12 protein-coding genes and 1 pseudogene are annotated in these 14198 nt (G+C 68.3%); 4 read left to right on the top strand and 9 right to left on the bottom strand.

The features are described from left to right. Nucleotides 1-116: 116 nt before the first annotated feature. Nucleotides 117-1235, top strand: a complete 1119-nt coding sequence (locus tag ABJK40_RS07805) for a PepSY domain-containing protein (RefSeq protein ID WP_348480396.1) — start codon at nt 117-119, stop codon at nt 1233-1235. Between the two features lie 54 nt (nt 1236-1289). On the opposite strand, the gene dnaB is transcribed toward ABJK40_RS07805, so the two are convergent. From dnaB to ABJK40_RS07840, 7 genes and pseudogenes are all read right to left on the bottom strand, one after another. Continuing rightward, nucleotides 1290-2699, bottom strand: coding sequence for a replicative DNA helicase (dnaB, locus tag ABJK40_RS07810; RefSeq protein WP_348480397.1), 1410 nt, complete (start codon nt 2697-2699; stop codon nt 1290-1292). Nucleotides 2700-2956: 257 nt separating this feature from the next. Then, on the bottom strand, nt 2957-3403 hold the full coding sequence (rplI, locus tag ABJK40_RS07815) for a 50S ribosomal protein L9 (protein WP_348480398.1): 447 nt from the start codon (nt 3401-3403) through the stop codon (nt 2957-2959). A gap of 197 nt (nt 3404-3600) precedes the next feature. Next, nucleotides 3601-3852, bottom strand: a pseudogene (gene rpsR / locus ABJK40_RS07820) (30S ribosomal protein S18); the annotation flags it as partial. A gap of 83 nt (nt 3853-3935) precedes the next feature. After that, nucleotides 3936-4379, bottom strand: coding sequence for a single-stranded DNA-binding protein (gene ssb, locus ABJK40_RS07825; RefSeq protein WP_348480399.1), 444 nt, complete (start codon nt 4377-4379; stop codon nt 3936-3938). 38 nt (nt 4380-4417) lie between these two features. Further along, a complete protein-coding gene (rpsF, locus tag ABJK40_RS07830) occupies nt 4418-4750 on the bottom strand; it encodes a 30S ribosomal protein S6 (protein ID WP_348480400.1) in 333 nt (110 codons plus the stop codon). A 267-nt stretch (nt 4751-5017) separates the two neighbouring features. Further along, the gene (locus ABJK40_RS07835) at nt 5018-5749 is read right to left on the bottom strand and encodes a DUF192 domain-containing protein (RefSeq protein WP_348480401.1); all 732 of its coding nucleotides are present in this window, start codon (nt 5747-5749) and stop codon (nt 5018-5020) included. Nucleotides 5750-5793: 44 nt separating this feature from the next. Continuing rightward, a complete protein-coding gene (locus ABJK40_RS07840; protein WP_348480402.1) occupies nt 5794-6213 on the bottom strand; it encodes a DUF5318 family protein in 420 nt (139 codons plus the stop codon). Nucleotides 6214-6357: 144 nt separating this feature from the next. On the opposite strand from ABJK40_RS07840, the gene ABJK40_RS07845 reads away from it, so the two are divergent. Further along, nucleotides 6358-6927: a class I SAM-dependent methyltransferase gene (locus ABJK40_RS07845; RefSeq protein WP_348480403.1), complete on the top strand. Its 570-nt coding sequence runs from the start codon at nt 6358-6360 to the stop codon at nt 6925-6927. A gap of 145 nt (nt 6928-7072) precedes the next feature. Here ABJK40_RS07845 and ABJK40_RS07850 read toward each other — a convergent pair whose 3' ends face one another. Continuing rightward, nucleotides 7073-9292 carry an EAL domain-containing protein gene (locus ABJK40_RS07850; RefSeq protein WP_348480404.1) on the bottom strand — a complete coding sequence of 740 codons (2220 nt, stop codon included), beginning with the start codon at nt 9290-9292 and terminating at the stop codon, nt 7073-7075. Between the two features lie 153 nt (nt 9293-9445). Further along, nucleotides 9446-10918 (bottom strand): CCA tRNA nucleotidyltransferase, encoded by a 1473-nt coding sequence (locus ABJK40_RS07855; RefSeq protein WP_348480405.1) that lies wholly within the window; start codon nt 10916-10918, stop codon nt 9446-9448. 131 nt (nt 10919-11049) lie between these two features. Between ABJK40_RS07855 and ABJK40_RS07860 the strand changes: the two genes are divergently transcribed. After that, the gene (locus ABJK40_RS07860; protein ID WP_348480406.1) at nt 11050-11784 is read left to right on the top strand and encodes a GNAT family N-acetyltransferase; all 735 of its coding nucleotides are present in this window, start codon (nt 11050-11052) and stop codon (nt 11782-11784) included. Continuing rightward, nucleotides 11781-14195 (top strand): hypothetical protein, encoded by a 2415-nt coding sequence (locus tag ABJK40_RS07865; RefSeq protein WP_348510216.1) that lies wholly within the window; start codon nt 11781-11783, stop codon nt 14193-14195. Before ABJK40_RS07860 ends, ABJK40_RS07865 begins: the two co-directional genes overlap by 4 nt. Nucleotides 14196-14198 lie beyond the last annotated feature (3 nt).

Genomic DNA, 14198 nt, shown 5'->3' on the forward strand with positions numbered 1-14198 from the left:
GAACCGGGCCTTGACCGAACCTGAAAGGAGCTTTCAGGTTCGATTCATGCACCGCTCAGACCACGGCGTCAGAGTACCCAGCAGCAACCGACAGACGACCCAGGAGGTCCACCGACATGACATCACGAAACTCCTTCCTCACCGCCGCCGGACTCATCGGAGTCATCACCCTCGGCACCGCGTGCGGCGGAGACGGGAACGCCACCGATGTCGATCCGATCACCGCCGGAAGCGTCGGGGCCGCCGACCCGACGACCGCGACGACACCCGACACTTCGTCGGACTCGACGTCCGGTGAGGTGGCCGTCGAGTCGGTCACGGGACTCGACCAACTCTCCGGAACCCTGCGCTCGGGCGACGACCCGGACGACTGGGAGGTCGCCGGAGTCGACGTGAACTTCGGCCCGGAAGGTTGGCTCCAGACGGCGCCCGCCTTCGAGGACTTCGACGCCGATGGCAGCGCCGAGCCGCTGCTCGAGGAGCTGCGCGGCCTCGACGGCAGCGAGGTCGACCTCGGCATCCGCTACGAGATCGACGACGACGAAGACCGCGACGACGCGGACGTGTTCACCATCGGCGGCCTCACCTTCCGCGACCCGACAGGACCGGCGCCCTGGCAGGCACCGACCGGCGGTGCGGAGATCACACGAGACGAAGCGGTCGCAGCGGCGATCGCGGCCGTCGGAACCGGCGCCGTGCTCGACGACATCGAGCGCGAAGACGACGACGGGTGGAACGGTTGGGACGTCGAGATCCGCGACGCCGGCGGCAACGAGTACCACGTGCTCGTCGACGCGACCGGGACCGTGGTCGACGTCCGCCCCGACGACGACAACCCGTCTCCGACGGTCACGAGCCAGGCGCCCGCCGACCCGGGAGCCGTGGCCGTCGACACGAACGCCGACATCGACGCCGACGACCAGAGCGGCGACGGGACCGTCGTGACGGTGCGCGAGGTCCGACTCCCCTCCACGGCGGGCTTCGTCGTCGTGCGGACCGACGCTCCCGACCCGCAGGTCCTCGGACACACAGCCGTCGAGGCCGCGGACACCAACGCCACGATCGACGTGGAACTCGACACCCCGCTCACGGGCACCACCCGACTCGAAGCCGTGCTCTACGCCGACGACGGAGACGGCGTCTTCGACCCGGCGGTCGACCGGATCGTCGTCGACGAACAGGGTGACCGTTCCGACGAGCAGGTCGACGACGACTTCACCTACACCGTCGCCTGACCGGGGTTCCCGACCCCGTCGGTCAGCGTCGAGGCGACGTCGCCCTTGCTCGAGTCACATCGAGCGGGCGGCGTTGTCGAAGCGCGTGTACTGGCCGAGGAAGACCAGGCGCTTGGTGCCGATCGGGCCGGCACGGTGCTTGGCCACGATCACTTCGGCCGAGCCCTTGTCCGGTGACTCGGGGTTGTACACCTCGTCGCGGTACAGGAACATCACGACGTCGGCGTCCTGCTCGAGCGAACCCGACTCACGCAGGTCGGCGAGCATCGGTCGCTTGTCGGCTCGCGACTCCAGGTTGCGGCTGAGCTGGGACAACGCAACGATCGGACACTCCAGCTCGCGTGCCAGCACCTTCAGGTTGCGGCTGATCTCGGAGACCTCCAACTGGCGGTTCTCGGACTGGCCCGATCCCGACATGAGCTGCAGGTAGTCGATCAGGATGACCGAGATGCCGCCGTGCTGCGCCTTCAGGCGGCGGGCCTTGGCTCGGATCTCCATGACGGTGACCTGCGGGTTGTCGTCGAGATACAGCGGCACTTCGAGGCGACCCACGGCCAGGCCGATCTTCGACCAGTCGGACTCGGTCAGCTTGCCGGTGCGCAGCTTGCTCGAGTCGACCTTCGCCTCCGACGCCAGGATGCGCTGGGTCAGTTCGCTGTGGCCCATCTCGAGGGAGAACACGAGCGCCGGCTTGTCCTCGTGCTTCGCGATGTGAGTCGCCAGGCCGAGGCCGAACGCGGTCTTGCCCATCGCCGGTCTCGCACCGACGATGTTGAGGGTGCTGGGCTGGAGTCCGGCGAGCAGTTCGTCGAGTTCGATGTAGCCGGTGGCTGCACCGGTGATCGTGTCGCCGCGCTCGAAGGCGAGCTCGAGTTCGTCCATCGTGATGTTCAGCAGTTCCTGGATCGGGCGGGTCGAGTCGACCACCTTGTCCTCGGCCACCTCGAACATCTTCTGTTCCGCCAGGTCGACGGTCTTGGTCACGTCGTCGGGCTGGCTGAACGCGAGGTCGGTGATCTCGCCGGCGGTCTGGATCAGGCGCCGCAGCAGCGCCGTGTCCATCACGATCTTGGCGTAGTGCTCGGCACCCGACACCGACGGCGTGGCGTTCTGCAGTTCGCTCAGTTGGGCGATGCCACCGACCTCGTCGAGCATCCCCGCCTTGCGCAGTTCGTCGGCCACCGTGACGACGTCGACGGGACCCGACGACGAGTACAGCGCACGAACCGCGTCGAAGATGTGTTGGTTCGCGGGGTTGTAGAAGTCGCGCGGTTTGAGGCCTGCCTCGCCCACGGCCCCGATCGCGTCACGCGACAGCAACAGGGCGCCGAGGACCGACGCCTCGGCTTCGAGGTTGTGGGGGGGGACCCGGCCCGAACCCCCGCTCGGCGCGCCCAGTCGGCGGATCGGCGTGACCGATCGACCCCCGCCGCTTTCGATGGGGAAGTTCTCGTCGCCGGCCATTGCGGATCATTCTCCCTGGTAGTGGGTGTGCATAACCAGTACCGACAGCCTGCGGATCGCCTGTGGACGGCCTGTGGACAACCGGTACACGTCCCCACAACCCTGCAGGAGGTGACGTGTGGACATCTATGTGGAAAACGCAACGGGGCGCGCCCCGCACGAGTGCGGGACACGCCCCGGCGTGTCGATCCGATGTCACTCGACAGTTCGAATGACATCACTGATCAGGATGTGACCGACCGTTCGGTCGGTGCAGCTCACTCGGCTGCGACGACCTCGAGGGTGATCGGGAACGAGACGCTGGAGTGCAGCGACGCCGTCGCAGTGTGCGAGCCGGTCGAGCGGACTCCGTCGATCTCGATGTTCTTGCGGTCGATCTCGATGTCGGTCTGCGCCTTCACCGCTTCGGCCACGTCGGCTGCCGACACCGAGCCGAAGAGCTTGCCCTCCGACGATGCCTTGGCCGTGATCGTGATGGTCTGCGGCACGAGCTTGGTGGCGATCGCAGTGGCTGCTTCGCGGGACTCGTGGTCACGGGCGTCGCGAGACGCACGCATCCGGGCGGCCTGCTCGATCGCACCGGGTGACGCCTTGAAGGCGTGACCCTTGGGGAGCAGGAAGTTGCGGAAGTGACCATCGGCCACCTCCACGATGTCGCCGCGCTGGCCGAGGCCTGCGACGTCGGAACGGAGGATCGCCTGCATGATCAGACCTCCACCGTCTCGTCGGTGCCGACCTCGGCATCGTCGAACTGATCGTCGGTCGTGTCATCGCCGCCGTCGACACTCGTGTCGACCTGCGAGTCGCTCGTGTCCAAGGACCGGTCCTCGTCACGGTCGCCGCCACGACGGTCGTCGCGATCGCCGCGGCGCCCACCCGTGCGGGTCGATGCCACACGCTTCGCGTACGGCAGCAACGCCATCTCGCGAGCGACCTTGATGGCGTTGGCGACGAGACGCTGCTGCTGCAGATCGTTGCCGGCGACGCGCCGGTTCTTGATCTTCGCGCGATCGCTCATGAAGCGGCTGAGCAGATCGACGTCCTTGTAGTCGATGTACTCCACCTTCTCGATGAGCAGGATGCTGGTCTTCTTCTTGAATTTGCGAGGGTTCGCGTCCCGCGCCGAGCGGGCCTTGTTCTTCTTGGATGCCATGAGGCAGAGTTCCTAACTGGAGGTTCCGTACTGGAGATTTCTGGTCGAGGTCGAGGGAATCGACTCGGCTGACGACTGGTCGGTCAGAACGGCTCTTCGTCGCCGTAGACGGGATCGGGTGCGCTGGAGGCGCTGCCGCCTCCGCCGCCGCCACCACCGGGGCCGCCATCGCGGCTGATGCGCTCGACCTGCGCCTGGGCCCAGCGGAGGCTGGGACCGAGGTCGTCGGCGATCACTTCGGTGATGTTGACCTTCTGGCCTTCCTTGTTGTCGTACGAGCGCTGCTCGAGACGACCGGTGACCATGCAACGTGAGCCCTTGGTGAGCGACGCCGCAGCGTTCTCACCGAGTTCGGCCCATGCCACGATGTTGAAGAACGAGACGGCCTCTTGCCATTCGCCGTTCTGCTGCCACCGTCGGTTGACGGCCAGACCGAAACTCGCCACGCCACGGCCCCCCGTGGTGTAGCGCAGTTCGGGATCCCTGGTGAGGTTCCCGATCAGGGTGACGGTGTTGTCTGTTGCCATGTTGATTCCCCTTGTGCTGGAAGCGGTTCAGCAGCCGATCAGGCCGCGACGACCGCCATGCCGCGGCGCTCGGCCTCGGCTTCCGGAAGTCGGATGAGCTTGTGGCGGACGATGTCGTCTGCGAGACGGAGCGTGCGCTCGAGCTCGTCGAGAGCACCGGGGCCCGCGACGATTTCCGCGACCAGGTAGTAGCCGGACGGCTTCTTGTTGATCGGGTAGGCGAACTGGCGTTTGCCCCACCATTCGATCTTGCCGTGCAGCTCACCGTCGGCCGCCTTGACGCCGTCGGTGACCGACTTCATCCAGGCCTGTGCTTTGGGGTCATCGACGTCGCCGTCGATGATGACCATCAATTCGTATCCACGCTTCATACGTGTGTGTTCTCCCTTCGGATACCAGCACACCGGGCGACCCCGATGTGCAGTAGCCCCCGTGGGGGCAGGGCCAATATGGACCACGGCACGCTATCGGTCGCGCGTTGATCGCGCGCCGTGGCCGACCGGGCTCCGGTTCGGCGGGCACGATTCGTCATGGACACCATCCAAGCGCAGGGGTACCTCAGAGTTGTTCGAGAGGTGTGGGAGAGCGGGGAGGTGGTGACCCGGGTGCACGTCACCGGGTGGGCGACGCATCATGTCTCAGGCGCAGGGAAGATCGAGCAACTCGACGGTCGAACCGGGGCCGATGCCCACCGCGTCCAGTTGGCCGCCGAACATCTCGATCGCCAGGGTGTACGCAGCGTCCGCGCCGTACCGCTCGCACGTCGCCGAGTCGTCGACGAGGCACGGCTCCATGTCCGCCTGTCCCACGTGCGCTCCCGACTCGTCGAACCACGCGATGGACAGCGGTGTCGGCGTCTGGAACATGAAGAAGTTGCCCTCGCGCGGTTGCTCCCAGCGAAAGGCCATGCCGACGGCAGAACCGAGATCGGTCACCCCCATCAGTCCCCGCTGGCGCAGTGCGTCGTCGTCGGCCAACCAGAGGCACACGTCGCATTCGTCGCCCTCTGCCGACGTGATGCGCGCCGACACCGAGCCGTAGCCCTCCGGCAGCACCGTCTCGGTGGCGTCGGGTGCCCGGGTCACGATCACCTTCTCCGGGGACGAACCGCCCAGCGAGCCGGACCCGGTCGTCGACTCGTCCGGGTTCTCGCCTGGGTTCGTGTCATCCGGGTTCTCGTCCGCGTTCTCGCCGGGGTTCGTGTCACCGGGGTTCGAGTCGTCGGAGTCCGTGTCGATGACCGGGTCGACGCCGGACCCGGCGGGCGTCGGCATCTCGTCGGAACCGGCCGAGTCGGGATCCGACGTGGCGTCGCCGTCGACGGCGAGGTCGGACGATCCCGACGAGCAGGCGGCCAGCAGGAGTGCCATGGCGACGCCCACCCCCGCGCGTGAACGTCTCCGCACCGACCGCTTCACGAAGGCGTGCGCGTTCGCGTGCGTCCTCGGCCGCCGACCGGCAGGATCCGCAGCAGGTGATGCCAGCGACACTCGGTGCACGCCTCGACGACGTAGGCGTTCAAGTCCTCGGGACGGGCATTGAGCGACCGCATCTCCTTGGCCGTCGACACGCACCGTCCCTGGGGTCCGATGCCGTGACCGAACACGTAGGTGATCAGGCGCAGCTTGCTCTGCTCGCAGATCGGACACTCCATCTGCGTCTCGGTGCCGACGTTGCGTGCCGCACGGATCAGTTCGGGGTGGGCGTCGCACACCGTGTCCAGCGGGATGCGACCGCGGCGCACCTCGTTGATCAGCATCCGTCGGGCGAGGCGATGGTCGACGATGCCGCGCGCACCATCGGTCCCCTGGATCGCGCCGGCCGTGAATGCCATGGCGCCCGATCGTAGTGGGGGCCGTCCAGCCCCGCGCCGCCGACTCGACAACGTCCGAGGATCGCCCGAGCGCGCACCCATCGGGCACCCACGGCGCACCCACCGGTGCACGAGCACCGGCACCGCAGCGGGCACACTGTGGGCATGGCAGCGAACATCATCTACGGAGCCGGCATCGCGGACGAGACCGAACTGAAGCTGTGCGGCGACGTGAGCGGCGCCAAGCGCGCCGTCGAGTTGGGGATCTCCGAGTGGTTCAACTCGATCGAGTTCGCCAAGGCCGGGGGCAGGGCGATCGCCGTCGACCCCGATGCCGACGTCGTCGCCGAGATGCGCCGCCGGGCCGATGCGGCCGAGGTCACCGTGCAGTGCCTGCAGGCCGATCTGGCCGACCTCGGAGACATCGCATCCACGTCGTGCGACGTCGTCGTCGCCGCCCAGTCGATCCTCGACGTCGACGACCTCGGACGCCTGCTGCGCCAGGTCCATCGGGTGCTCAAGCCGTCGACGCCGTTCGTGATCTCGATGCCGCACCCCTTCCTCGCCGTCGAACCGACTCGTCCCTACGGCACGGCCGGACGAACGATCGGTCAGTGGTTCACCGCCCTCGAACGCTCGAACTTCCGGGTCGACCACGTGAAGGAACTCGGTGTGGGCCCGACGCAACCGATCCCCACCACCCTCGTGCTGCGTGCCCAGAAGGAAGGCAGCTGACTCGACCATCCAACCGGTGAGACTCCCTCGGCCACACAACGACCCAGACTCACCGCACCACCCGACCCCCACCAACCGGTGAGACTCCCTCGGCCCCACGGCGACGCAGACTCACCGCGACGTTTCGGAGCGCGGTGCTGGGGCGTCAGAACGGGACGTCGAGGCCGGCTCGGGCGTCGAGCAGGCGCGCCGGGACCGGTCGTCCGAAGAGGTAGCCCTGACCGCTGTCGGCTCCGAGCTCCCGCAGTCGGGTGAGCTGCAACGGCGTCTCCACGCCCTCGGCGATCACCTGGAGCCCGAGCGAATGGCCGAGGCGGATCACGGCGTCGACGATCGACGAGTCGTCCACCTCGATGCCCAGACCGCTGACGAACGAGCGGTCGACCTTGATCGCCTCGACCGGGAACTTCTTCAGGTAGGTCAGCGACGAGTACCCGGTCCCGAAGTCGTCGACCGACAGGTGCACGCCGAGACCGCGCAGGCTGCGCATCGCGACCGTGGCCGCCCCGACGTCGGTGAGCAGCGCCGTCTCGGTGATCTCGAACCACAGTGCGTCGGCCTCGATCCCGCTCGTGCCGAGCGCGTCCTCGACGAGCAGCAACAGGTTCGAGTCGCCGAGTTGTTGCGTGGCCAGGTTGATGGACAGGCCGCACCGTCCGTAGGGATGATCCTGAGCGCGCCACGTGGCGAGTTGCGCGAGGGAGTCGCGCAGCATCCGCTCACCGATCTCGCCCATCAGCCCAGCGCTCTCCGCAGCCGGGAGGAACTTGGCGGGAGCGAGCAGACCGCGGTCGGGGTGCAGCCAGCGAACGAGCACCTCGAACTTGGTGACGTCACCGGTCGCCAGATCGACGATCGGCTGGAAGTACGGCACGATCTCGTCACCTGCGAGCGCACGTCGAAGGTCTCCGGTCACCTGCAGCGGTGACGGCCCGGCGTCGGGGGCCGCCGCTCGGTCGGTGGCTTCGAAGCGAGCGATCCGGTCGCGCCCACCGGCTTTGGCGCGGTACATGGCCGCGTCCGCGTCGCGCAGCATCTCGGCCGCGTCGATGCCGACACGTGAGTTCGTGGTGAAGCCGATCGACGCGGTGACGATCATCTCGTGGCCGTCGATGAGCACTGCGTCCTGCACCGATCGCTGCAGCCGTTCGGCGACCTTGGACGGATCGAGCGGTCCGAGTCGGATCTCACCCGTGGCATCGTCGGCCACCTTGGTGGTGCCGTCGACGAACACCACGAACTCGTCGCCGCCGAAGCGGGCGAGTTGGTCGCCGACACGCATCACCGACCGAAACCGGGCGGCGACGTGGCGCAACAACCGGTCGCCCACCTCGTGGCCGAGGCTGTCGTTGACCACCTTGAAGTTGTCGAGGTCGATGAACAGCACCGCCACCTCGTCGAGGCCGGCGGTCGGCAACAGTTCGTCCAGGCGAGCCAGGATCGATGCCCGGTTCGGCAACTCGGTGAGCGAATCGTGCGTGGCCGCGTGCGACAACTGCGCGGCCGCGCGACGTTGCTCGCTGATGTCCTCGATGTGGGTGATGGCGAGTTGCACGCCGTCCTCCTCGATCACCGCGACCTGGGTCTTCGCCCAGACGAACTCGCCGTCACGGCGCAGGTACCGCTGCTCGATCCGGTAACTGTCGTCGATCCCGAGTTCGATGCGAGCCCGTTCCGCAGCGGCCGCACGCAGGTCGTCCGGATGCGTGATCTCACGCACCGACCGACCGAGGAGGTAGCGACGTGAGTGGTCGAGCATGTCCGCCAGTGACTGGTTCGCGTCGACGATGCGCGAGTCGGACATCCGCACGAGAGCCATGCCCGTCGGGGCCGAGTGGAACGCCTGCTGGAAACGGCGGCGCGCCTGCTCGAGCGCCTCGGACGAACGCTCGCGATCACCCACGTCACGCAGGATCACGACCGTCCCGACCGACCCCTCGGCCGCCGGGTGCAGCGACGCCTCCACGAGCACCACCTCGCCGTCGCGACGCACGAGTTCGAACACGGCGTGCGCCGATCCCGTCGGGTCGATGCCGAGTCGCTCCCACCGGTCGGTGATGTCGTCACGGTCGTCCGCCGACACGAAACCGATGAACGACCGCCCGAGCAGATCCTCGATGGCGCGCCCGGTCAGCGTGGCCGCACGCTCGTTGGCCGACGTGATCGACCCGCCGGCGTCGACGCTCAACACGGCGTCGGGCAAACCGTCGAGCAGACGTCGGACACCCTCGTGGGTGGCAGCGAGGTCGGTCGCCGAGGCGTCGAGGCGACGTCGGACCCGCCGGGCGTCGAGGGCGACGACGGCGACGGCGAGTGCAGCCACCACGCCACACACGACCACCACCACGATTCCGCCGGAACTCACGCGGCGAGAGTACGACGACCCCGGTGGACGGACGCGGATGCACGGCACCCCTGCAGCGCCCCGTCACGGGCGGGCCTCGCAGGGCGAGACCTCACCAGCAGGCGTCACCGGCAGGGCCTCATCGAGCGGGGCGTCAGCGAGTGACGGCGTCGGTCATCTCGACGGCGAACCACCTCGGCGGGCGGCGTGCCAGGCGTCGAGACGCTCGCGGATCTCGGTGTCGCCGACCAGGCCCTCCTCCAAGCGGATCTCCATCAGGAACTTCATCGCCTCACCGACTTCGCGGCCGGGGTCGATGCCGAGATGAGCGATCACCTCGTTGCCGTCCATCTCCGGACGCAGCGACGCCAACTCCTCGGCCTCGGCGAGCTCACCGATCCGCACCTCCAACTCGTCCATCCGTCGGGACAGGCGAGCCGCCTTCTTCGCGTTGCGGGTGGTGCAGTCGCAACGCGTCAACACGTTCAACTCCTGCAACAGGTCACCGGCATCGCGTACGTACCGCCGAACCGCGGAGTCCGACCAGCCCATCGAGTACGTGTGGAAACGCAGGTGCAGGGAGACGAGTTCGGTCACGTCACGCACGTCGTCGTTGGAGTACCGCAGCGCCGCCATGCGCTTCTTGGTGATGCGTGCGCCGACCGCGTCGTGGTGGTGGAACGTCGTGCCCTTGCCCGGCTGGTAGCCGCGGGTCTTGGGCTTGCCGACGTCGTGGAACAGCGCGGCGAGGCGGGTGAGGCGGAAGTCGAACACCTCCCGGTCGCCCGACGCGATGTCGTCCCACTCGTGCAACGGCCGGACGTTCTCGACGACGGCGATCGAGTGCGTGAGCACGTCCTTGTGGCGATGGATCGGGTCGTGCTCGAGGCGCATGTTCGGCAACTCGGGCAGGAACTGGTCGGCCAGGCCGGTGTCGACGAGGAACCACAGACCGGCCGCCGGGTGGTCGACGACGATCAGTTTGTCGAGTTCGTCCCGGATCCGTTCGGCCGACACGATCTCCAATCGCCCCGCCATCGCCGTGCACGCGGCGACGAGGTCCTCGGTCGGCTCGAACTGGTAGCGGGCGATGAAGCGAGCGGCACGCAGCATCCGCAGCGGGTCGTCGCTGAAGCTGACCTCCGGGCCGAGCGGGGTGCGGAGCACGCGTTGCACCAGGTCGGCGGCACCATCGAACGGGTCGACGAGCTCGGGCGTGGCACCGTCGCCGGTCAGTTCCAACGCCATTGCGTTGACGGTGAAGTCCCGCCTGGACAGGTCGGCGTGGATCTCGTCGGCGAAGACGACCACCGGCTTGCGCGACTCGTCGGTGTACGCCTCGGCTCGGAACGTGGTGATCTCGTAGGGGCGCGTCTCGCCCGTCTCGGGGTCGACCTTGTTCGCACCGATCGTGCCGAACTTCTCGCCCTGGGTCCAGATCGCGTCGGCCCACCCGGCGAGGCAGGCCTTGGTCTCCGGCGGACGTGCATCGGTGGTGAGATCGAGATCGAAGTCCGTCCTGCCGTCCGCGAGGAGCAGGTCACGCACGGTCCCACCGACCAGGTAGAGCCGGTGGCCGTTGGCCCGGAACCGCTCGGCGAGGGGCGCCAGCTCGCGCAGGACGGGAGCGAAACGTTCGGGAATCACCGCGATGAGCGTATTGCGGGGAGAGGAGCGCCGGTCGGACGATTCGGCCGGCCGTCGGGTCACGGATGGCATCGAGCGGTCGGCGTTGCAGTGCAACGGCGTAGGCCCGGCAAGGCACTAGCTTCGGCGCGGTGCGCCAGTCGACTGCGAACCCGACTGCTCGCGCCGACATCCGCCGCTGGCCGCTCGATCCAAGCACCGCACACCTCGTCCTGCTCGACGTGCACATGGAACCGTCGAGCGAGTCGATCGACGAATGGGTGCGGCGGGCGTTCGAGTCCCCGGGCATCGAACGCATCCGCACCGGCGCGCTGTTCCCCGGTGCCGCCGGGGCGTTCGCGTCGCACGGGTTCGTCGAGGCCGACCGACTGGCGCTGCTCGAGCGAGCGCTGCACGAACCGTCGCATGCTGCGGCACCGCTCGGGCTGGCCACCTCCCGGCTCGGGAACCGTCACCTGACGATCGCCGCGAACATCGACGCCGCGTCGTTCCCCGACGGCTGGCGACACGATGCCGCGTCGCTCCGTGAGATCGCCACGGCCACACCTCAGTCACGCCGCCGACTCGTGACTCTCACGTCCGGTCGCCGCTCGTCGCCACGCGGTCCGGTCGGCTTCGCGATCACCGGGCGTGCAGGACCCAACGGGTACCTCCAACGCATCGCTGTCCACCCCGATGCCCGCCGCCACGGCGCCGCGACGTTGCTGGTGACCGACGCACTCGACTGGCTCGTGCGGCGCGGTGCCCGACGTGCGATGGTGAACACCGGCATCACCAACACAGCGGCGCTCGACCTCTATCGACGCTCGGGATTCGAGCGCCTCGTCGACGACCTCGTCGTGGTCGAGCTGACCCGGTCGGCATGAATCGCGCCGTCGCTGCGGTGCTGGTGGCCGCGTCGGTTGCCGGGCTGTCGGTGTTCGCGACCGACGCGTCGGCGCAGGAGGAGCCGCCGCCCACGTCGCAGCCTCCGTTCACGGCGTCGGGCACGATCGAACTCGAACTGATCGACCAGACGTTCGACCTCGCGCCCGGCGGCGACATCGAGCTCGTCTACCGCATCACCGGCGACCTCGCCACGGTCGCCGAACTGACCCCGCCGACCACCACCACAACCACGACCACCACCACCACGACGACCACGACCACCACGACCTCCACCACGGCACCGCCCGCTCCGGAGTCGACCGTCCCGCCATCGCCGTCACCGGCGCCGAGCGACGCGCCGCCGACCGGGGCACCGGTGACCGAGGCGCCGCCGACCACCGAACCGGCACCCACCACCACGCTGCCGCCACCGGTCCCGCTCACCGTCGGCGTGCTCAACTACGAGCCGATCGACGACCCGAGAGACCTTCCGGGGATCCTGGGTTCCAATCCGCGTTCTCCTCGGATCTCGGACCAGTTCTTCATCGACGGGGTCGGATTCCTCGACGCACGCTTCCTGATCGATGTGGACAGCGCCTCCGTCGCGACGCTGCGCATCACCGTGCCGACGGACTCCGATCCCAGCGTCGCCGAACGGTTGAAGTTCGACGACGACGGCATCCACCCCATCCTCATCCAGGTGAGCGTCGACGGGCAGGTGGTCGCACGCCACGGCACCGTGGTCGAACGACGATCCTCGGCGACCACCACCCCGCCTCCGATCGACCTCTCGTTCATCGCATCCATCGACGACCCGGGGCCCACCGGGGACGCGGCCGAGTTCGCCGATGCCGTGGACGAACTCGACGAACTGCTCGGCATCGCCACCGCTGTCGACGCGCCGATCACGTTCGACATCCCACCGAGCGTCGCATCCGCAGCCGTCGACGCGAACCGATTGCCCGACGGGACGGCGGACGTGCTGCTCGACGACGAAGTGCTCGCTGCGCCCGCAACACCGTTCGACGTGTCGTCGGCGGCCGCCGTGGACCGGGTCGATGCGTTCGAACGGCAACTCAACGCCGGCGAGGACGACATCCGGACACTGCTCGGAGTGGTGACCGTGCGCGACATCTGGCTGGCCACCGAGCCGCTCAGTGCCGAAGGGGCCCAGGTACTGCGGCGGCTCGGGGTCCGCTACGTCGCGATGCCCGCCGACGTGTACTCCGACACGGTTGCGAACGAAGGAACCGATGACGTCATCGACCTCGACAGCAGCGGCAGCGGCAGCGGCAGCGGAGGCGACGTCGACGACACCGAGAGCGACACCGAGAGCGAGAGCGACGAACTCGCAGAGCTTCCCGACCGCGACCGTTTCGTCGAGCTCGAACTGCCCGACGGCTCGACGATGCCGACGCTGATCATCGACGACGAGTTCGGAGCGACCTTCGAGGCCCAGCGCACCGAGGAGATCCTCGCCGAACAGACGCCCACCGAATGGGCTCTGGAGACGGTCGCGCAGTGGCGCCTCGCTCAGTACGCCGCGCCGCGCTCCGAGCAGCGTGACCGCCTCGGGCGGTTGATCGCGGCGCCCGGGCTGGGCGCCTTCGACCCCACCCTGGTCACTGCGCTCCAGACGTTCGCCGAGGGCACCGACGCCGTCCGGTTCGCCCCGGCCAGCGCCCTGGCCTCGGTGACCGACCGCCAGGACCAGCCGCCCGGAGCCGCACTCCCCGAAACGGCCGGGCCGTCACTCGAGGCACGTCTCGACCGCATCGCCCTCGTGGAAGCCGACCTCGCCGACACCGCCACGATGCTCGCCGAGGACGACCCACGACCCGCGCAGTGGACCCGCCAGCTCGACAGCCTGGTCTCGACGGCCTTCGGCGACGCCGCCGTGCAGACGCAACTCGACGAACTGGTCACCGAGGCCGCCGGGCTCCGGGGCAGCGTGGTGGCACCCGAACCGTTCACGTTCACCCTCACCGGACGCGAAGCGCAGCAGATCGACGTGCGTATCGGCAACACGCTCGACGAGCCGCTGAACGTGATCCTGCGGCTCAGCTCTCCACGACTGGACTTCCCCGACGGCGACATCGCCGTCACGCTCGATCCGCTCGACACCACGGTCGTCGACGTCGCCGTCAAGGCACGATCGAACGGGACCTCGCCGGTCACCGTCGAGATCCTCACCCCGTCGCCCGCCGAGCGAGCGTTGGTCGAACCGGTTCGCCTCACCGCCCGCGTGAATGCGTTCACCGGTCTCGGTCAGGTACTCACCGCAGCGCTCGTGCTGATCCTCGCCACGTGGTGGATCTCGAGTTGGCGCTCCAAGCGTCGAGCGCGTGAGGCGGGAACGACCGAGCACGCAGGCCCGGCGTCGGACACCGATCCCGTGCCCGCTGAGTAACCT

Source organism: Ilumatobacter sp. (assembly GCF_039969435.1).
Classification (GTDB): Bacteria; Actinomycetota; Acidimicrobiia; order Acidimicrobiales; family Ilumatobacteraceae; genus Ilumatobacter_A.

What these genes read in the sequence shown, in the direction of transcription:
- ABJK40_RS07805 (WP_348480396.1), top strand. Translation starts at nt 117, where the DNA reads ATGACATCACGAAACTCCTTCCTCACCGCCGCCGGACTCATCGGAGTC.
- dnaB (WP_348480397.1), bottom strand. Translation starts at nt 2,699, where the DNA reads ATGGCCGGCGACGAGAACTTCCCCATCGAAAGCGGCGGGGGTCGATCG.
- rplI (WP_348480398.1), bottom strand. Translation starts at nt 3,403, where the DNA reads ATGCAGGCGATCCTCCGTTCCGACGTCGCAGGCCTCGGCCAGCGCGGC.
- ssb (WP_348480399.1), bottom strand. Translation starts at nt 4,379, where the DNA reads ATGGCAACAGACAACACCGTCACCCTGATCGGGAACCTCACCAGGGAT.
- rpsF (WP_348480400.1), bottom strand. Translation starts at nt 4,750, where the DNA reads ATGAAGCGTGGATACGAATTGATGGTCATCATCGACGGCGACGTCGAT.
- ABJK40_RS07835 (WP_348480401.1), bottom strand. Translation starts at nt 5,749, where the DNA reads ATGGCACTCCTGCTGGCCGCCTGCTCGTCGGGATCGTCCGACCTCGCC.
- ABJK40_RS07840 (WP_348480402.1), bottom strand. Translation starts at nt 6,213, where the DNA reads ATGGCATTCACGGCCGGCGCGATCCAGGGGACCGATGGTGCGCGCGGC.
- ABJK40_RS07845 (WP_348480403.1), top strand. Translation starts at nt 6,358, where the DNA reads ATGGCAGCGAACATCATCTACGGAGCCGGCATCGCGGACGAGACCGAA.
- ABJK40_RS07865 (WP_348510216.1), top strand. Translation starts at nt 11,781, where the DNA reads ATGAATCGCGCCGTCGCTGCGGTGCTGGTGGCCGCGTCGGTTGCCGGG.